The organism is Wolbachia endosymbiont of Drosophila barbarae, from assembly GCF_044752445.1.
Lineage (GTDB): Bacteria > Pseudomonadota > Alphaproteobacteria > Rickettsiales > Anaplasmataceae > Wolbachia > Wolbachia pipientis.
Genome location: NZ_JBIXJM010000199.1, coordinates 1 through 19,077, shown reverse-complemented (window position 1 = coordinate 19,077; position 19,077 = coordinate 1). Strand labels below are relative to the sequence as shown.

The 19,077-nt window shown below is 35.5% G+C and carries 20 protein-coding genes; 14 read left to right on the top strand and 6 right to left on the bottom strand.

Features of this window, described 5'->3' with window-relative positions; translation table 11 throughout:
- A partial coding sequence (locus ACIPNH_RS04430) for a P44/Msp2 family outer membrane protein (protein WP_400771930.1) occupies window positions 1-717 on the top strand: 717 nt, incomplete at its 5' end.
- 7 nt (window positions 718-724) lie between these two features.
- Here ACIPNH_RS04430 and ACIPNH_RS04425 read toward each other — a convergent pair.
- Together ACIPNH_RS04425 and ACIPNH_RS04420 are read right to left on the bottom strand one after the other, a co-directional pair.
- Window positions 725-2,212, bottom strand: a complete 1,488-nt coding sequence (locus tag ACIPNH_RS04425; protein ID WP_015588942.1) for a type II secretion system protein GspD — start codon at window positions 2,210-2,212, stop codon at window positions 725-727.
- Window positions 2,213-2,346: 134 nt separating this feature from the next.
- Window positions 2,347-3,711 carry an ankyrin repeat domain-containing protein gene (locus ACIPNH_RS04420; RefSeq protein ID WP_155968480.1) on the bottom strand — a complete coding sequence of 455 codons (1,365 nt, stop codon included), beginning with the start codon at window positions 3,709-3,711 and terminating at the stop codon, window positions 2,347-2,349.
- A 490-nt stretch (window positions 3,712-4,201) separates the two neighbouring features.
- Here ACIPNH_RS04420 and ACIPNH_RS04415 point away from each other — a divergent pair, with 490 nt between their 5' ends.
- Both ACIPNH_RS04415 and ACIPNH_RS04410 read left to right on the top strand, forming a co-directional pair.
- Window positions 4,202-4,345, top strand: coding sequence for a hypothetical protein (locus tag ACIPNH_RS04415; RefSeq protein ID WP_400771927.1), 144 nt, complete (start codon window positions 4,202-4,204; stop codon window positions 4,343-4,345).
- A 20-nt stretch (window positions 4,346-4,365) separates the two neighbouring features.
- Complete coding sequence (locus tag ACIPNH_RS04410; protein WP_264374394.1) at window positions 4,366-4,494, top strand: hypothetical protein; 129 nt, start codon at window positions 4,366-4,368, stop codon at window positions 4,492-4,494.
- Between the two features lie 86 nt (window positions 4,495-4,580).
- Here the strand turns inward: ACIPNH_RS04410 and ACIPNH_RS04405 are convergent, their stop codons facing one another.
- Window positions 4,581-5,255 (bottom strand): septal ring lytic transglycosylase RlpA family protein, encoded by a 675-nt coding sequence (locus ACIPNH_RS04405; RefSeq protein WP_010082236.1) that lies wholly within the window; start codon window positions 5,253-5,255, stop codon window positions 4,581-4,583.
- A 26-nt stretch (window positions 5,256-5,281) separates the two neighbouring features.
- Between ACIPNH_RS04405 and murC the strand changes: the two genes are divergently transcribed.
- The 4 genes from murC (at window position 5,282) to fumC (ending at window position 10,854) form a co-directional block, all read left to right on the top strand.
- Entirely contained in the window at window positions 5,282-6,778 is a 1,497-nt protein-coding gene (gene murC / locus ACIPNH_RS04400) for a UDP-N-acetylmuramate--L-alanine ligase (protein WP_400771925.1), read from the top strand.
- A gap of 4 nt (window positions 6,779-6,782) precedes the next feature.
- Window positions 6,783-8,057 (top strand): phosphopyruvate hydratase, encoded by a 1,275-nt coding sequence (gene eno / locus ACIPNH_RS04395; RefSeq protein ID WP_400771923.1) that lies wholly within the window; start codon window positions 6,783-6,785, stop codon window positions 8,055-8,057.
- Window positions 8,045-9,067: an Obg family GTPase CgtA gene (cgtA, locus tag ACIPNH_RS04390; protein WP_400771922.1), complete on the top strand. Its 1,023-nt coding sequence runs from the start codon at window positions 8,045-8,047 to the stop codon at window positions 9,065-9,067. The genes eno and cgtA overlap by 13 nt, the downstream gene beginning before the upstream one ends.
- Window positions 9,068-9,459: 392 nt before the next feature.
- Window positions 9,460-10,854, top strand: coding sequence for a class II fumarate hydratase (gene fumC / locus ACIPNH_RS04385; protein ID WP_077188081.1), 1,395 nt, complete (start codon window positions 9,460-9,462; stop codon window positions 10,852-10,854).
- 194 nt (window positions 10,855-11,048) lie between these two features.
- Here the strand turns inward: fumC and grxD are convergent, their stop codons facing one another.
- Window positions 11,049-11,372 (bottom strand): Grx4 family monothiol glutaredoxin, encoded by a 324-nt coding sequence (grxD, locus tag ACIPNH_RS04380; RefSeq protein WP_006280013.1) that lies wholly within the window; start codon window positions 11,370-11,372, stop codon window positions 11,049-11,051.
- A gap of 15 nt (window positions 11,373-11,387) precedes the next feature.
- Window positions 11,388-11,606 (bottom strand): BolA/IbaG family iron-sulfur metabolism protein, encoded by a 219-nt coding sequence (locus tag ACIPNH_RS04375; protein ID WP_006280012.1) that lies wholly within the window; start codon window positions 11,604-11,606, stop codon window positions 11,388-11,390.
- Between the two features lie 164 nt (window positions 11,607-11,770).
- On the opposite strand from ACIPNH_RS04375, the gene ACIPNH_RS04370 reads away from it, so the two are divergent.
- Window positions 11,771-12,643 carry a P44/Msp2 family outer membrane protein gene (locus ACIPNH_RS04370; RefSeq protein WP_400771919.1) on the top strand — a complete coding sequence of 291 codons (873 nt, stop codon included), beginning with the start codon at window positions 11,771-11,773 and terminating at the stop codon, window positions 12,641-12,643.
- Between the two features lie 14 nt (window positions 12,644-12,657).
- Here the strand turns inward: ACIPNH_RS04370 and ACIPNH_RS04365 are convergent, their stop codons facing one another.
- The gene (locus ACIPNH_RS04365) at window positions 12,658-13,980 is read right to left on the bottom strand and encodes a malic enzyme-like NAD(P)-binding protein (RefSeq protein ID WP_400771936.1); all 1,323 of its coding nucleotides are present in this window, start codon (window positions 13,978-13,980) and stop codon (window positions 12,658-12,660) included.
- Window positions 13,981-14,114: 134 nt separating this feature from the next.
- On the opposite strand from ACIPNH_RS04365, the gene pgsA reads away from it, so the two are divergent.
- The 6 genes from pgsA (at window position 14,115) to ACIPNH_RS04335 (ending at window position 19,015) form a co-directional block, all read left to right on the top strand.
- The gene (gene pgsA / locus ACIPNH_RS04360) at window positions 14,115-14,657 is read left to right on the top strand and encodes a CDP-diacylglycerol--glycerol-3-phosphate 3-phosphatidyltransferase (RefSeq protein WP_400771918.1); all 543 of its coding nucleotides are present in this window, start codon (window positions 14,115-14,117) and stop codon (window positions 14,655-14,657) included.
- A gap of 111 nt (window positions 14,658-14,768) precedes the next feature.
- Entirely contained in the window at window positions 14,769-15,710 is a 942-nt protein-coding gene (locus ACIPNH_RS04355) for a hypothetical protein (RefSeq protein WP_400771917.1), read from the top strand.
- Between the two features lie 64 nt (window positions 15,711-15,774).
- Entirely contained in the window at window positions 15,775-16,482 is a 708-nt protein-coding gene (locus ACIPNH_RS04350) for an outer membrane protein assembly factor BamD (RefSeq protein ID WP_264724257.1), read from the top strand.
- 60 nt (window positions 16,483-16,542) lie between these two features.
- A complete protein-coding gene (locus tag ACIPNH_RS04345; protein ID WP_400771916.1) occupies window positions 16,543-17,283 on the top strand; it encodes a YebC/PmpR family DNA-binding transcriptional regulator in 741 nt (246 codons plus the stop codon).
- Between the two features lie 3 nt (window positions 17,284-17,286).
- The gene (locus ACIPNH_RS04340; protein ID WP_400771934.1) at window positions 17,287-18,225 is read left to right on the top strand and encodes a M23 family metallopeptidase; all 939 of its coding nucleotides are present in this window, start codon (window positions 17,287-17,289) and stop codon (window positions 18,223-18,225) included.
- Between the two features lie 7 nt (window positions 18,226-18,232).
- Entirely contained in the window at window positions 18,233-19,015 is a 783-nt protein-coding gene (locus ACIPNH_RS04335) for an SPFH domain-containing protein (protein ID WP_400771932.1), read from the top strand.
- The last annotated feature ends 62 nt before the right edge of the window (window positions 19,016-19,077 follow it).

The following is a 19,077-nucleotide window of genomic DNA, read 5'->3' as shown; positions in this document are numbered from 1 at the left end:
AGTAGTCCACCTTCTGTTTTCCAAGTAGCTGATCAGAAAAATATGTGGTCACGTATTGCAGATCAAGCTGAGCCTACAAAAGAAAAATCAAAAAAACTTGATTTTTATGTTAGCGCTAACGGTGGTAAGGTATACCATGATAATTCAGAAATATTTGTAAAGGGTATACAAGAAATAGGAAAAAGAGTCCTAACTTTAGTTGAAAGTCATTATGGTTTTATAATAAAAAATATAGTGGCAGATGAAATTAAAAGTATACAGCAATTTGATGGTAAAATTGATTTCCAGTGGTTTAGCAGCATGTCTTTAGGTTACTATGCTGGAGAAAATGGTAAAATTGATTTTGAAGCCGCGTATTCTATAGCCAATATTGAAGATAGTAATTCTCCTCCGGTATTTGATAAATCAGCAAGTATATTTGCGTTTTTGTTAAACTTCTATTATAATCCCAGCGTTCAGGATACACAATTTGCTCCGTACATCGGTCTTGGTATAGGACCAACAGTTTTTAGATTAAAAAGGATTAATGGGTCACCCCAAAATTCAATGCCACTGAATGTTCCTTGGTTTGCTTATCAAATAAAACTTGGTGTTGATTATTCAATAATCCCAGAAATCAAAACCTTTCTCGGCTATCGTTACTTTAGCGTTCCGATACCTGTTGCAGATGACATATCTACTCACAATATTGAAGTTGGTTTGATATTTAATTTTTAGTGATAATTTAATATATATATAAATTCTTATCTTTTCTATCTAACAAACCAAATGTTGGTACGATTGTTGCTTTTAAAAAAATGACAGTTTCTACTGTTCTAATATTATTCGCTAGCCTTTTTGATTTCTGATGCAATAAGCTTTGCTTATCTTCTCTATGTTCTATAAGCCCGCCGATTACCATAATTTCACCGCTCTTAATTTTTAACATAGAGTTCATTTCTCTGATTTCAACAATTGGAATGTCGCTATTTAATTTCATTTTACTCTGCTGTGCGACGTACTCTATATCTGGATCTTTAGTGTAGCCGTTAATTCTTGATAAAGTTGGATGTATATCCATGAATATTTCACTAGTATCAATGTTAATGCTTGGGTGGATTATTAGCACAACACCTATTGGGACGCTATTCATCTTGGTAATTAAGGTCTGATTAGAGTTTCTAGTATCTTTTTGTATATCGGAGGTAAAATAAATATGGTTTTTAGTAAATGAAATCATCGCTTGCTGATTATTTATAGCATGTACTCTGGGGCTTGAAATTACAGTTGAAGTGCCAAATTTGTCTAAATTTTTTACTAAATCTCCTAGATCATTTGCACCAAAGTTCATTGCTAGGTTAATAATGGAGTTATCTTGATTTATTATAGACTTAGTTCCATCTTGTAAGTCATTTAAGTTCATACCAGAAAGGTATTTGTCATCTAGCACAACTTCAACTATTTTTGCCTCTATCATTACTTGAGAAGACGCTAACTTCTTAACCTTATTAATATATTCTTCAACAGCTTTGTGGATATCTTTTCTAGCATTCAAAATAATAACACCAGCTTCTCTGTTGGATGAAAGGAATTCGCCATCATCCACCCCGTTAACATCCATTATTGCATTCAAGCCTTTTTCTAATGAATTCCATAAGTCACTACTGTATTGAGACTTCATAACATTGTTATAGTCCCTATCAACGTTACTTCCATCACTGTTAGTAATATTGTTATTAATGACGAAACTGCTTTGAGCAGAATGTTGAATATTGATGAAGTCTACGTAATAATTTTGTGCGTATGGCAAGTCCTGCTCAATTCTAATTACACCATTACTTGTTGAGTAACGCAGTTTGGCGCTATTTGCTATACTCTGAATTACTTCGTTTATATCCTTATCTTTTAGCTTTAAAATAATATTACCTGATATTTTTGGGTCCATATCCAAGTTAACGTCAGAAAGTTTTCCTATCTCAATCAGCAAATCCTTTACTGATACTTCTTCACTAACATTAATAGAAATAAGCTGATTACTGATTGTGAGATCGGGAAACTCTATTGGTAAAGGCATAATTTCTGGTATTGCCGGTTCATTAATCTCCAAAGAGGTGTTATATTGTTGCAACGGATAATCGTGCTTATAATTGTCTATGTTAATAGGATATTGCTTGGTAGGTAGATGTGTGCAAGAAATAATGAAGAGGAGTATTAAGCATTTAAAAATAGCCATTAGAACAGCATACAAAATCTATACTAATAGATTTCTATAAAAATATTAAAAATGTATTTAATCTCATTTTCATCGAGCAGATAATTGTCGTGTATTAGCTTTGGCTATGTATTTTTTGTATACTCTTCTTGTACTTAAATGTAGACCAGCATAGCCCTAATTTTTTTATATATTTTACTTCTTTCTCTGTATTTAATAATAGGCTTGAAAATAAATGGTAAGCCTATAATTGTTAAGCTTAGAGCTAGGGTTGAAAGTATACAACAGGCTTTGTGTTTACTATGTAGCTCTTTCAGGTAAAGCATCAAAAATCTACAAAATTTTTTGTAATTTTCTTCGATGTTTTTTTTGCTATGAGCCTTGCTAATGAACATATCTATTGCGGTATGACCGTTATTGCACTTAATGTTAAGGTCTGCACCTTTTTCTGTTAACAACTGAGCTATATCAAAATAATCCTTTTGAACAGCAAGATGTAGAGGTGCAAAACCTTGTTGCTCACAAATGTTCATATTGGCTCTAACTTCCAATAACATTTTCACAATTTGTGTATGGCCTTTTTTAACTGCGAGTAGCAAGGGAGTTCTGTTACATTTAGTAACAGCATTAACGTTTACCTTAAGCTTCAATAAGAGCTTAACTGTTTTAGTGTTACCATTATGGCTAGCTTTATGCAGCCTAGCGTTACCATTAAAATCTTGATCGTTTGCTTCTATTCCCTTTGAAACAAGAAATGTTACCATTTTTCTATTATTATGCTCAATAGCGCAATCTAACGCATCAAAACCATGGTTGTTTTTTGTGCAAAAAAACTCTTTAAGTTTAATTTTATCGTTACTTGCTTGCTGTTTTTTTGCAATAAGTTTTACTATTTGCATTTTGTTGTTATACGCTGCTAGGAAAAGCGTAGTGTTATTTTCTGCATCTTTGGCTTCTATATTTGCACCTTTCTTTATCAGATATTCTATAATTTCTGCTCTGCTGTCATAATGTGCAGTGCATTGATAAATGGTTAAAAACAAAGGAGTACGAAAATTGTTATCTTCACATTCGAGATTTGCTCCGCTATCAATTAAAATTTGAACACTTTTTTTAGAACCGTATAGTGAAGCTATATGAAGAGGAGTATAGCCCTCTTTGACATCTTTTTCATTAATTTTTGCGCCTTTTGTTATCAAAAAATCTATTAATTCCGTGTCATCTTGTAGTGCAGCAAGGTGCAGTGGAGTGAATCCATTTTTATCCTTGGAATTAATTGTCAGTTGGTTAACAAAAAGTTTAGCAACTTTCTTGTGTCCATGCATAATGGCGTAATGCAGAGGGTTTCTATTTTCGTTGTCTACGACATTGAAATCAGCTTCGTGCTCTAGTAATGACTTTACTCCAACTAAATCGCCTTCTTTTGTGAACTTATGCAAGAGAGTGATTCCACTTGCATCTTTTGAGTTAATATCAAATCCATTTTCTACTAATTGGTTTATATCTTCCTCACGCGCCATATCACTTAAATCTCTAATTAAACTCTTTTCGCGTTAATAATACTCCTACTTGATTAAGTTTAAATGAATCTGTGAGAAATGGCTAGTGCATTCTTGCATAACAAACTTTTGGCAGCGCATTGGATGAAACGAAAAACTTACTTGACAAACTCCGCCAGCCCTCTTATCATGAAACTGAAGCTATTTATTTATCTTCGCAATCTCTGCAGTGGATTAATGACAAAAAACTTAATGTATTTGGCGTAAATCATGCTTAATTTTTTGCACTATGTGCACCTCATGTCTTTATAAAACTTTTAGGTTTCTACCTATACAAGACGAAACGCGCTTATAAAGTGTTTAAGACAGTAAAAGACGTCAAATAGACAAGGGAGAATTTGAATACTAGCTACCCTAGGGTTTCTTTGCCTTTTTTTTCATTTGGTAAATTTCTTAATATTTATAGCTAAACGACAACTGTCATTCCTGTAAAGGTCAAGTATCCCGCTACTTGTTAGCGGCTGAGATACCGCGAATGAATCGCGGCATGACGGTTCGCGGTGGGATGACGATAAGCTCGTCATCCCGCTACTTGTTAGCGGCTGAGATACCGCGAATGAATCGCGGTATGACGGTTAGCGGCGACATGACGTAGGATTGCTGTCATTTCGCTACGTGTTAGCGGCTGAGATACCGCGAATAAATCGCGGTATGACGGTTAGCGGTGGCGTGACGATAAGCTCGTCATTCCGCTACGTGTTAGCGGCTAAGAGATATCGCGGTGGTATAGCTATAAATTGTTGATATCTTTTTTATATCACATTTTTAACTTACAATAGTTAGCCAGCGTTCCTTACATTAACCAAATCTTTCAAATTCTGCACTCACCACTACCTATAACTCACTTTCACGCAATATTGATCGTTCTTAAAAAGCAATCTAACATTTTTTATTCCTTGATTGCGAAGCTTTGATGCAGCTGATTTAGCAGCCTGAGCACTTTTAAAAAATGCAACATATCCCTTACTTTCTGCACTGTCTTGTTTCGGATGACGTTTCTGCATTTCTTTTTCATATTGCTTTCTGTAATGAGGAGTATTTTGTATCAATTGTTCTGACATCTTTCTTAGGTATTGAACTTTTACTTTTGCAAGCCCAGATTTATGAAATCCTAAGACTTGAGCTGCTTTTTCTGATAAGTCTATTATTCTGCCTTCAATAAAAGGCCCTCTATCGTTAACCCTTGTAACAAGCTTTCTTCCATTTTCTAAATTAGTGACAAGAACAAAGCAGGGTAAGGGCAAAGTCTTATGCGCTGCAGAGATCAAGTGACGGTTAAACGCTTCACCATTTGCTGTAAGTGTGCCATGATCTTCTATTCCATACCACGATGCTATCCCTATCTCTTCATAGTGTTTACAGTTTTTTGGATAATAAGTTATACCATTTATTGTGTAGCTGCTGCCAATTTTATAATGACCTGCAGTGCAGTTAAACCTGTTGCTAAAACTGCAGCTACTTATCAAAACAAATATTAGACATAGAAAGGTTAGGTTTTTTATCATTGTATTCGGTAAGAGGGTTCGATACTATGAGGATTTTAAATTATACTATAATAAATTTAGTAATGAGTAAACATCTACTGCTAAATATTAACAAAACTCAAAAAGGAATAATACATATTATTGGTATAGGTGGAATCGGAATGAGTGCCATTGCTGAAATTCTTCACAATTCCAATTGCAAAGTTCAAGGCAGTGATGCGCAGTCAAACAACAATGTAGATAGATTACAAAAGCTGGGTATAGAAGTTTACATTGGTCACAATGCTGATAATATAAGCCAAGCTCAAATAGTTGTATATTCTTCTGCGATAGAATCTGATAATGTGGAGTTAATTGCGGCAAAAAATAACAATAAAATCGTTTTGCATAGATCAGACATGCTTGCTGAACTTTTAAGAGATAAATATGTGATAGCGGTTTCAGGTTCAAGCGGAAAGACAACAACAACCGCTATGATTGCTTCCATTTTTGATCATTCTGGCATTGATGCGACTGTAACTGTAGGAGGGATATTAAATTCCTATAAGAGCAACTTCAAACTTGGAGGGAGTGACACTTTTCTGATCGAGGCTGATGAGTCTGATGGAACTATGCTAAAAATCCCTGCAAAGATTGCTGTCATAACAAGTATCAACAATGACCACATAGATTATTACGGCACATTTGATAATATCAAAAATGCATTTTCCCAATTCGTGAATAATGCAGGTTCTGCAGTTTTACCTGATTCTGTAGACATCGATTATGATGCGGGTAATTCTATAACGTTTGGGTTTGAGAATGGTAGCATAAGAGCCAGCAACATTAAACAGCATGCTAACAGCATAGAATTTGATGTGTTGAACAACTGGATTCCAGCATTACGTGCTGGAATGACAAAAGGAAAGTGTACAGAGATGTCATCCCAGTGCGTGACACTGGGATCCAGCCCTTTAAAAAACATAGTACTATCAAATGCAATTGGAATTCACAAAGTAAGCAACGCCCTAGCTGCAATATCAGTTGCGGTAAAGCTCGGAATTAGCGATGCAGATATTAAAAAAGGCCTTTTGGAATTTCAAGGAGTAGCAAGAAGATTCTCTTTGATTGCCGATATTAAAGGTGTTAAGTTAATTGAGGATTATGCCCATCATCCAAATGAAATATATGCAACTTTAACGGCTGCACGTTCGATTACTAAAGGAAAAGTAATAGGAATTATCGAACCACTTCGTTTTGCCCGCATTCGTAATTTTTTTGATGAATTCATACGAATTTTCATGATGTTTGATTATGTCATCCTCACTCCTGTTCATCCCCCAGAAGACAAGCCTATTCCTGGTTGTGGGATTGATGATATACAAAAAGCTTTAATCAGTAATGGATTTAATAACACAAAAATTATGAATGATGCTTTGCTCATTTCACATTTTATTAGTGATTCGACAAGTCCAAGTGATATAGTATTATTTATTGGTGCTGGTAGTAATATAGCTAAATTGGCAAAGGAAACTGCAGCACTTATTGCGGAAGTTAAGGTTTAATGTAATGAATAAGATAATCAATAACGTATTTGCAAGAGAAATTTTAGATAGCAGGGGTTACCCCACTATTGAGGTAGAAATTGAGCTCTGTGATGGTGCAATAGGCAGGGCATCTGTACCTTCTGGAGCTTCAACCGGTAAATTAGAAGCCTTGGAACTCAGGGACCAAGATGAGAAAAGGTATTGTGGTAAGGGAGTGCTGAAAGCTGTTCAAGCTGTAAATGGGATAATAGCAGATGAAATCATTGGAATGAATGCAGCGGACCAAAATGCAATTGATAAAGCATTAATTGAACTGGATGGAACAAAAAACAAATCAAAACTTGGAGCAAATGCAACTTTGGGTGTGTCTCTTGCAGTTGCAAAAGCAGCAGCAAACAGTTTCAAAATGCCGCTATATAGATATTTGGGAGGAAAGCAGACGAGTGTTATGCCGGTTCCACTCATTAACATAATTAATGGTGGAGTACATGCAGACAATAAGCTCGATTTCCAAGAATTCATGATTCTTCCGGTCGGTGCTGAGACTTTCAGCGAAGCGATTAGAATATCTGCGGAGGTATTCCACAACTTACGTAGCATTCTTAAGAAAAAAGGTTATAGCACAAATGTAGGGGATGAAGGTGGTTTTGCACCAAATATTGAAAGTACTGAAGAAGCACTTGATTTGATCATATACGCTATAGAATCAGCAGGTTATTCAGCGCAAAGTGATTTTGCACTAGGCCTTGATGTTGCTTCATCTACTTTTTATGAAGATGGAATTTACGAATTTGAAAGTAAGGGACTTACTTCAAAAGAATTGACTGAATACTATTGTGACCTTGTGGAAAAATATCCAATAATTTCTATAGAAGATGCAATGAGTGAAGACGACTATGAAGGTTGGAAATTACTTACTGCAAAATTGGGGAGTAAAATTCAATTGGTTGGGGATGATTTATTTGTTACAAATTGTGAACTAATAGGCAAAGGAATAGAAGAAAAAATGGCAAATGCTGTACTGATCAAGCCAAATCAAATAGGGACGTTAACAGAAACTTTTGCTGCAATTGAAATGGCAAAATCAAATGGCTACAAAGCTGTGATTTCTCACCGCTCAGGTGAAACAGAAGACATAACAATATCTCATATAGCAGTTGCATCAAATTGCGGGCAAATAAAAACCGGATCGCTATCGCGTTCTGATAGGCTTGCGAAGTATAACGAGCTAATCAGAATAGAAAGCACATTAGGAAAGGATGCTAAATATTATCGTGGGTTAGCATGGGTTTTATAGACGAAGTAAAATTGTGTTTAAAAGCCGGTGACGGTGGTGATGGCTGTGCAAGTTTTCGTCGAGAAAAGTTCGTTGAATTTGGTGGTCCAAATGGTGGTAATGGAGGAAAGGGTGGAAACATAGTTTTCATCAGCGACGCTAATCTCAACACTTTGCTTCATTTTCGTTATAGAAGACACATTAAAGCAGATAGTGGAAAAAATGGTGCAGGCAGGGATAGATCTGGCACAGCAGGGAAAGACGTTATACTTAAAGTTCCAGTCGGTGCACAAATAATTGATGAAGAAAGTGAAGAGATAATAGTAGACCTTGACAAGCCTGGTATGGAATTTCAAGTAGCACAGGGTGGAAAAGGTGGACTTGGAAATACTAATTTTAAATCTTCTACTAATAAGGCACCAAGACATTTTACTTACGGTCAGCCTGGCGAAGAAAAACATGTATTATTAAAACTAAAAGTTTTATCAGATGTTGGAATTATTGGCATGCCAAACGCAGGTAAATCAAAATTTTTGACTCGCTGCTCAAATTCCGATACAAAAGTAGGCGATTATCCATTTACCACCGTAAGACCCCACTTAGGTGTGACAAAAGTGGATGATAGCGAAGTTGTAATAGCAGATATTCCTGGAATAATTACTGATGCTCACCTTGGAGTTGGGCTCGGGCATAAATTTTTAAAGCACATAGAAAGGTGTCAAATTTTACTTCATTTAATCGATGTAACTCACGATGACGTTGTTTCGGCTTATAGGTGTATCCATAATGAATTGGAACTTTACAATAGTGATCTTGTTGAAAAAGAAGAGATTGTAGTATTAAACAAATGCGACTTATTGAGGGAAGCAGAAATTCTGGAAAAGAAGAATCACCTAGCTAATTATCTCAATAAAGAAGTGCTGTGCTTATCAATTAATGGTGATTTACAGCCTATTTTAAGATTATTAAGTGAAAAATTGAAAAAGAGTAATTCTAAGGAAATCGATGTATATGATCCTTTTAAAGCGTAAATTTTCTATTTATGGATGTACAAGAATGGTAGCGTGCAACCAGAACTAAGCGTACAGCTGTGCAAACATCGTGATTTGAGTCCACCAGAAGGGTGTCATCCCAGTGCCCAAACACTGGGATCCAGGAATTTTATTAAGTTGGTAAGCATAAAAGTAGCCGTTTTATGTTAAAATACAACGTTTTGATGATTATGAAAAGGCTGGATTCCAGACTGGAATGACACCATCATAAAGTGAATCAGTGTCAGCTACTTGCATCTACCATGCAAGTTACCTGAAAATTGCAATGTTCGTACACTTGACTACTTGGATCTAGTATGATTTAATTAACCAAGAAGTAGGCATGAAAAAATTATGTAGTGAACCAGTTTGCATAACACCAGGAGGAAAATATGGATAGAAAGACGAGAATAGAATCAGACAGCTTAGGGGAAGTAAAAGTACCAAGTGAACATTACTGGGGAGCGCAGACTCAGCGTTCTTTAGAAAATTTTAAGATTGGCACAGAAAAAATGCCAGAGCCTCTGATTAAAGCATTAGCAATAGTAAAACTTGCAGCAGCGCGTGTTAATATGAAACATGGTGTTATAGATGATAGGGTAGGGGACGCAATTTGCACAGCCGCGAGGGAAGTAATAGATGGCAAATTTAATAATGAATTTCCGCTTGTTGTTTGGCAAACCGGATCCGGAACGCAGACTAATATGAATATGAATGAAGTGATCAGCAATCGTGCAATAGAGATTTTAGGTGGTAATTTGGGTAGTAAATCTCCAATACATCCAAATGATCATGTGAATTATGGTCAGTCGTCAAATGACACCTTTCCAACAGCAATGCATATAGCAGCAGCAGACCAGATAAACCGCTTGCTTATTCCAAATCTTGAAAAATTGCATAAGGTGCTGGATAATAAGGTTCAGGAATTTAAAGATATAATAAAAGTAGGACGTACTCATCTGCAAGATGCAACGCCCCTAACACTAGGACAGGAGTTCTCTGGCTATGCAGTCCAGATTAAAAAGGGGATAGAGAGAGTAAAATCAACTTTAAGTGATATATATGAGCTTGCACAAGGTGGCACTGCAGTTGGCACGGGACTCAATACTAAAAAGGGTTTTGCTGAAGATTTTTCAAGCCAAGTTGCAGAAATTACTAACCTTCCATTTACTTCAGCAGGCAATAAATTTGAAGCGTTAGCAGCAAATGATGCTTTAGTTGAGCTCAGTGGAACACTCAATACAGTAGCAGTCAGTTTAATGAAAATTGCAAATGATATAAGGTTGCTTGGTTCTGGTCCAAGATGCGGAATTGGGGAAATAATGTTACCGGAAAATGAGCCCGGTTCTTCAATTATGCCAGGTAAAGTGAATCCAACTCAGTGTGAAGCGGTGACTATGGTATGCACTCAAGTTATGGGAAATCATGTTGCTGTAACCATTAGTGGTTCAAACGGTCATTTTGAATTGAATGTGTTTAAGCCAGTGATAATTTACAATGTTTTGCAGTCTATAAGACTTTTAGCTGACGCAAGTTTAAATTTTACAGAAAAATGTGTAGTTGGTATTAAAGCAAATGAAGAGAGGATAAAAGATTTACTGAATCAGTCGTTGATGTTGGTCACTATATTAAATACGCATATAGGGTACGACAATGCAGCAAAAATAGCGAAGCTTGCTTATAAAGAAAATATCACTCTAAAAGAAGCAGCAGCAAAACTTCAACTGCTCACTGAGGAAGAGTTTGAAAGGATAGTGAAACCAGAAGAAATGGTAAATTATTTGTAACCGCTCACACTTAATTCTTCAATCTCACTAATAGAAAGGCCAGTAAACTTGACAATAGTGTTAACGTCAACATTATTATCTTGCTTTGTCTACCTTATTTTGCCGCTCCCCTGAACGGATACGATTTAAGACATAAGATCCTTTTTCATAGCTATACTACGTTATCCAGCGTCTGGGCACTGGTTTTTTGGTACTTATTCCGCAATAATTTTTTTTTCCTTCAATAAACTTTGCAGTTCGCCTTTTTCGTACATCTCGCGAGTGATGTCGCAACCACCAATAAACTCTTCCTTTATATATAATTGTGGAATTGTTGGCCAATCAGAAAACTTTTTTATAGATTCACGTATTTCATCATTCTCCAACACGTTAATATACTTAAACTTCACGTTCAATTTTTTTAGGATTGACACGACGAGTCCAGAGAATCCGCATTGAGGAAAATCAGAAGTGCCTTTCATATACAATACCACATCATTTTCTGTTATATCTTTTTTTATTTGTTCAAAATTGCTCATAAATTCACCTTATTTTTAAGTATTAGTTTCCAGTTGCAAGGCATGTATAGACTGACCTTCCAGAGCTTTATATACCATTTTATGCTGTTCTATTTTTGTCTTTCCAAGAAAACACTTGGAGTTTATTTTTAAATGATAATGGTCATCATCTCCAGCAAGATCATGAATCTTTATATCAGCGTCGGGGAACGATTGTTTGATGATCCTCTCTAATTCGTGAATTGCAATAGTCATTGATTTGCTTTAAATTACAATACTTTCATTATAAATCTAAAACGATTGAGCGCAATAAAAAGTTGCTATCATAAAAAATAGAAGCATACTATAATAATGGAATGACAAGTTATGCAGGGAGGCTTTGTGGTGGGTGAAAGATTTAAATTCACATATCTTTGGTTTTGCTAACTTTTTCATTTAGGTGCTTATCTTACGATGATAAAATAAATAACTTAGAGAATGTTTACATCAAAGCTAACTATTTTGGAGCATTCTTCAATGCAATAGGTTCTCTAGAAGGAAAAGAAGATGCAGGTGACAATATAACAGAGGGGGTTTTTAGTTTTAATAAGAAGGAGCGAATTGAAGCTGGATACAGTCCTAAATATGTTCCAGGGTTTGCCGGTAGTGCTGCAATAGGGTATTTATTCAAAAATATGAGAGTTGAGTTTGAAGGCTTATATTCTCAGACTAACTTATATGATGAAGATTATTCAGATAAGAAAAAAGCAAGATATATTGAACTTCGTCGTCACAATGATGCGTCTACTGGAGCGGAATGCAATTCACCTTGGAGAAGTGGAAAGGTTGATATTCACATTCAAGAAAATTGTAGTGTTGAAGCAGAGTTCAGAGCTGCATTTAAGATGAAAAATGAAGGTTTTAATAACTTAGCTGGAATGGTCAATGTATATCGTGATTTTAATATAGTAAAAATGCCATTCACCCCATATGTTGGTATTGGTGCAGGTGTAACTAGGGTTAAATTTCTAGGAAAAACCAGATATGCCTTGGCTTACCAAGCAAAACTTGGTATCAATCACCAACTTACAGCACAAACTCAAGCATTTGCTGGTTTACGCTATTTTGGTATCCTTGATAACCAATTTAAAGATATTGTACCAGGAATAAAGATACTAGCTGGTGAAGGATATATTCCTGCCGGTGGAGGAAGTGAAGTTGATAAAACTGCACGTGTTGAATCAACAACTGCAACCATTACCAATAGGTTTGGCATATATGGCTTAGAGTTTGGGTTGGTTTATCACTTTTAACTTTATCCAATAAATTACATATGTGAAGATAGTAAATTCAGCGTACTGAGAACATTAGAAAGACGAGATTTTAATTGATTTTCATATTTACTCCAATCTTGTATTGCCTTTCTTGCAACACCTGAATCAACTGCGGCTTTTGCAACAGCAGGAGCTACTATAGAAATTAATCTTGGGTCAAATGGAGTAGGTATTATATATTCACGTCCATAGCCCATTTTACGACCGCCATAGACTGCAGATATCTCACCTGGTACTGGCTCACGGGCAAGCTTTGCTATTGCATCTGCAGCTGCAATTTTCATTTCATCATTTATTGTTGTTGCATGTACATCAAGTGCCCCTCTAAATATATAAGGAAAACCCATTACGTTGTTGACTTGGTTGTTGTAATCTGACCTACCAGTTGCAATTATTGCATCTGGCCTCACAGATTTTGCAAACTCAGGCCTTACTTCTGGATCGGGATTGGCAAGAGCAAAAATAATCGGGTCTTTGCCCATACTCTTTAACATCTCTTCATTTAACACATCTTTTGCAGATAGTCCGATGAATACATCAGCGCCTTTTATTGTATCAAGTAGAGAACGTTCGGAAGTATCAATTGCATATTTTTCCTTCCACTCATTCATGTACTCGTTTCTACCTTTGTATATTACTCCTTGCTTATCACACAGCACTATATTTTTAGCGCCCATGGACTTTAGTATTTCTAAACATGCAATACCGGCTGCTCCAGCACCATTCATAATGATCTTAACGTCCTCTAATTTCTTTCCGACAATATCAAGAGCATTTTCTATACCAGCTGCAACAACCACTGCAGTTCCATGCTGGTCATCATGGAACACTGGAATATCCATCAGTTCATTCAGACGTTTCTCTATTATAAAACAATCGGGAGATCTTATATCCTCTAAATTTATCCCCCCCCAACTTGGCCCAAGGTACCTTACTGCATTGATAAAATCTTCTATATTTTCTGTACCAACTTCTATATCAACTGCATCAATATCAGCAAAACGCTTAAATAAAACAGCTTTGCCTTCCATGACAGGTTTTGCAGCAAGAGGACCGATATTACCAAGTCCAAGCACTGCAGTGCCATTTGAAATGACAGCAACACAGTTGCTTTTTGCCGTATAATCATAAACAACCTCAGGATTTTTAGCTATTTCAAGGCACGGAGCTGCAACGCCAGGGGAATAAGCAAGTGACAAATCATACTGGGTAGATAAAGGTTTTGTTGGCATGATTGAAATTTTACCAGGTTTACCACCTCTACTGTGATAATTAAGTGCCTCTTGTTTTGTGGTACTATCTAAATCATCGTTCATCATTACATCCTTATATTTTAAGCTTGTATTTTTTAAGTATATGGAGTTTTTATAAATGTTCAATTGTAAACTATTAGCTTGTGAACTCTGGTGTACTTCTGTATAAGTTTACCTACTACGTAGAATGGTATTACATGCTTAAGAAAAACGTGCCTAATTTGCTTACAATTTCTCGTGCGCTTGCAGTACCAGCAATAATATTAAGTTTTTATATAGAAAATAAATATGCAGGCCTGATAACAATATCAATCTTTGTATTTGCGTGCATTACGGATTTTTTTGATGGTTACTTGGCGCGTGCGTGGAAAGTCCAATCAAAATTTGGCAAGCTATTTGATCCAATTGCTGATAAATTAATAGTGGTTTCAACGATAATTATGCTAGTTTATAAGCAGAAGATAAATGATTTTACAATAGTACCATCGATTATCATCATCTGTAGGGAGATATTAGTCTCGGGTTTGCGGGAGTTTTTGATAGCTACAAATGTTAGTCTACCTGTAAGCAAAGCTGGAAAAATTAAAACATTTCTACAGATGGTTGCTGTAGTAGTGCTAATAATGAACGATTATTATATGATTCAATATACAGGTGCGATTTGTTTATGGGTTGCAGCTATTATAACTATGTGGTCAGGCTATAATTATATCCTAGCCGGCATCAAACAGATTGATTAAATCTCCTAGGAAATAGTTAATAGACAAGAGTAGTTAATATCTTAGTGATATTGACTCAGAAAGCAAAAAGGTGTATAATTATATTAACTTACAACTAATTAGGTTAATATTATGAAAATACCTAGTGGCAAATTTTCTTCTACTAAAAAGGTTCCAGGAAAGAATAAGAAAAAAAGAGATTTTGAACCATTAGAAGAGTTTTTTTGGGATTTTTGGCCAACAGTTGATAAAGAAGTCAAAAGAGAAAGGCTAGAACAAGAACTATTAGCACTAAAAAAAAGAGAGCTATATAGAAAATGTGCATCATTGGCAACAATGGTCCCATTTACATTGCTGATGGCGATTGAACTGGAAAAAACATATAGCGATCAGGTATTACTTGGCGTGATAAGTGGCGCGCTAAGCCACACTATATTACCTTTTACAGTCTTATCTCTTATTTGTACGCTATATTTAATTTACAATAATAGGAAGATAGCACAAAAAGAACGAGAGTTGGAGATTATTGAAAATAGAGAGGAAGTAAAGGAAAAAGAGCACAATATTTCTGATATAGGTCAGTGTTTGATCTATATTGAGGCTATAACAACTGCACTGGTTATTGTAGGTATGATAATGGGTGAAACATCTTCACTTGAAGCAGCAGAGGATGCAATTTTATTTCTTGCCAATGCAATTGCTTTTCTTGCAACTCTTGTTTCTTATATTGATAAGCATGAAAAAAATAAGAAAAAGGAAACAGAAAAGTCTGATCTTGATGAGAAATCTAGCAAGAAAACTAGCAATATATCTGTAGCCGGATTGGCGCTTGCTGGTTCTTCTGTATTTTTAATAAGAAGGATAATGTTAATAGCATTAGCATCGTCCTTAAATCCTGCTGTTGGACCTACTTTAGGCTTGGTAGGTATTGCAATTTTTATGGCTGTACAGGTCTTAACTATACATTCCTACAGTAAGACGCTGAAAGATCCAAAAGTGGAAGGACGAGGTGAATCAAGAAATGCAGGTAGTTCTGACCGTAGTTATAAAGAAGAAGGACCGGCTGTTGCCTAAGAAATTTATTTATTTATTTAAGTAATATTTAGGTCTATACTTTATTTTGATCGAAAAAAATCTTATGTATAAGACTTTAATCACGTGCTTTATTTTCCTAATTTGCTCCTTTACACAATCGTATGCGGATGATCTTGAAAAAACTGAAACTGAACTATATGAAGAAGCAGTTGAACTTTTTGACCAGAAAAAATATAAACAAGCTATTAGGGCATTTCATAAGATAGAGGATTTGTATCCTTTTTCTTATTGGGCAATGAAAGCAAAATTATTATCTGGGGTCTCTCACTATAATATGGGTAACTATAGCAGTGCTGCAAGTGATATGGCTGATTATATATATGTTTATTCAAATGGTGAAGATTTACCATATGTATACTACTTAAGAGTATTATCTTATTACATGCAAATTAATAAAGTGCAACTTGGACAGCAAACTGCATATAAAACTTTAGAGCTAGCCACTGAGTACATTAATCTCTTTCCAGGCAGCGAATATGTAGACGAGATGAAGGAAAAAGCAAAGCTGATCACAGAGCATATATCAACAAAAGAGTACTCTATCGGTAAATTTTACCTGAGGCGTGGTGAATATTTAGCAGCAATTAAGCGTTTCCAGAATATGGCAAGCTATAAAGATTCTAAATATTTTTCTAAGTCTATTAACTATTTAGTAGCAGCCCATTCAGCTCTTGGCCTTAATTGGGAAGCTGAGCAGTATGAAAGTATGTTATTAGCAGAAAACCTGCAAGATGCCAAGCCAGAGGCTTGAAAATTTGCTTTAGCTTTTTCTATGCTTTGATATATAATTTAGGTTTTTAACTATTTGAATATGGCTGGTCATTCACAATTTTCAAATATAAAACACCGGAAAGGTGCTCAGGATGCAAAGTGCTCTCAAAAATTTACGAAGCTGATTAGAGAAATAACAGTTGCTGCAAAGCAAGGGTTACCCGATCCCGAACTCAACCCGCACCTTCGCTCTGCTATATTTGCTGCACGCAAGGAAAATCTACCAAAAGATAAAATAGAAACAGCAATAAAAAATGCAACTGGTAACGTTGCTGGAGAAAATTACGAAGAAATCCAATATGAAGGTCATGGGCCTTCTGGCACTGCACTCATTGTCCATGCCTTGACTAATAACCGCAACCGTACTGCTTCTGAGGTACGGTATATATTTTCTCGCAAGGGTGGAAACTTGGGAGAAACAGGAAGTGTTAGTTACCTTTTTGATCATGTAGGTTTAATTGTCTATAAAGCAGAGGGTGTGAATTTTGATGATTTATTCAGTCATGGAATCGAATTAGAAGTATTGAATATTGAGGAAAATGACAAAGAAGGATTACACGTTATAACTTGTGAAATAAAAGATTTTGGTAAAGTACGCGATGCCTTTTATGCAAAATTCGGAGAACCAGAACTTGCTCGTCTTTCGTGGCAACCAAAGGATCTAGTTGAAATTAGTGATAAAGAGTTGATTGATAAATTATCTGCATTGGTTAAAGAACTAGAAGATAACGACGATGTACAGTATGTGGAAGGTAATTTTACTTTTGTTGATGCTGTTTAAATGATGAAGCTGATTGTATTTATGCTGCTCTTTATCTTACCGTTATATACCGCTGAAACATCAACAGATCTTGCACAGCCATTCCAGCATGGAATCAGAAAAAAAAAAGCTACTTTGACGACAGAAAGTGATAGAAAGTTGTTATTCATATCCAGTACCATAAAATCTTCCTTTTTTGCCATGGAAGGGTTGGCGCCAAATACAGTGGTGAAATTAATCAACATATATAAAGATTTCGGTGTTGATTTTAAAAAAGACATTGTGCCGAAGAGTAAATTAGAGGTTCTTTTTGAGAGATTGCCTAATAATCAGAAGACTGAAGAAAAAATTTTATATGCTTCACTGATAATAAACAAGAAAGCTATTAGTTTATATCATTATAAATCGCAAGACGGCAAAGAAAGATATTTTAATAAAGAAGGAATAAGCTTAAAAAATGGCGAAATTTTTGCAAATCCTTTAAATGGAGATTATCGCATATCCTCAAAATTTGGCAATAGAAAGCATCCTGTTCGCGGTAAAATTGCTTTTCACAAAGGAGTGGATTATGCAGCTAAACTTGGCACTCCCATATACGCTGCTGCAGAGGGTGTGATAGAATATATAGGAAAGAATGGTGGCTATGGAAATTACATCAAAATAAAACACAAAAATGAATATTCAACCTGTTACGCGCATATAAGTAGATTTAGTGGCGATATAAAGTTAGGCTCTAAAGTAAAGCAGGGGCAGATCATCGCTTATGTTGGTAGCACTGGTGTTGCAACAGGACCCCATTTACATTACGAAGTTATATATAACGGCAAACACATCGATCCGCTTACGATAGCACATAAAACTGAAGTAAAATTGCCTGATCATGAATTAAGAGAGTTTAAACTATTTGTAAATAAGATAAATAAAACGATCAACAGAGAGGGTTCAAGTGAAAAAGAAGTTTAAAGACAATATGGATAAGAATACGATAAACGATAGAAATTTGAGTCAAATTCGGTTTTTTCCTGCATTAATACTAGCGGTAATACTAATGGCAATACCGTTATCACTACTTGCGATGTATGATACTCTGGCTTTAATACACAATAGCCTGGTTTCAATGGATGGTACTGCTTTAGTATTAATAATCCCATTTGTGATCCTATTCGTGATCCTATTCATAATTTTACCTACAGGGTTTTTTATCAATCATCCTAATGAAGCAAGAGTGATAGAATTTTTTGGTCATTATATTGGAACTTATTTTAAACCAGGAATGTTTATCACAATCCCATTTACAAACAAACATGTCATTTCTCTAAAATTTCAAAATATCAACACAGAAAAAATAAAAGTGAATGATGCAAATGGAAGTCCAATAGAGATTTCTGCAGTAATTGTTTGGAGAGTGAACAGCCCGGCGAAGGCGTATTATAATGTTAACAACTATCACGAATTTGTTTTTGTACAAAGTGACTCGGTAATTAGAGAATTGGCGAGCAATTATCCGTATGACAGCGAGAGCAATGAGGAATCTTTACGTAAAAATTCTGATAAAATTTCAGATGAATTGCGGTCAATGTTACAACAAAGATTAGATATTGCAGGAATTGAGATTACAGAAGCAAGAATATCGCATTTGGCGTATTCGTCCGAGATTGCACAAGCAATGTTAAGGCGTCAACAAGCACATGCTATCACTTCGGCAAGAAGGCATATAGTGCAAAATGCAATAGGAATTGTCGAGGAAGTATAGCATTTCTCATAATAGTCCGAACAGGTCATAGGAAGGCAGAATCAACAGCACGACGAAAGGAT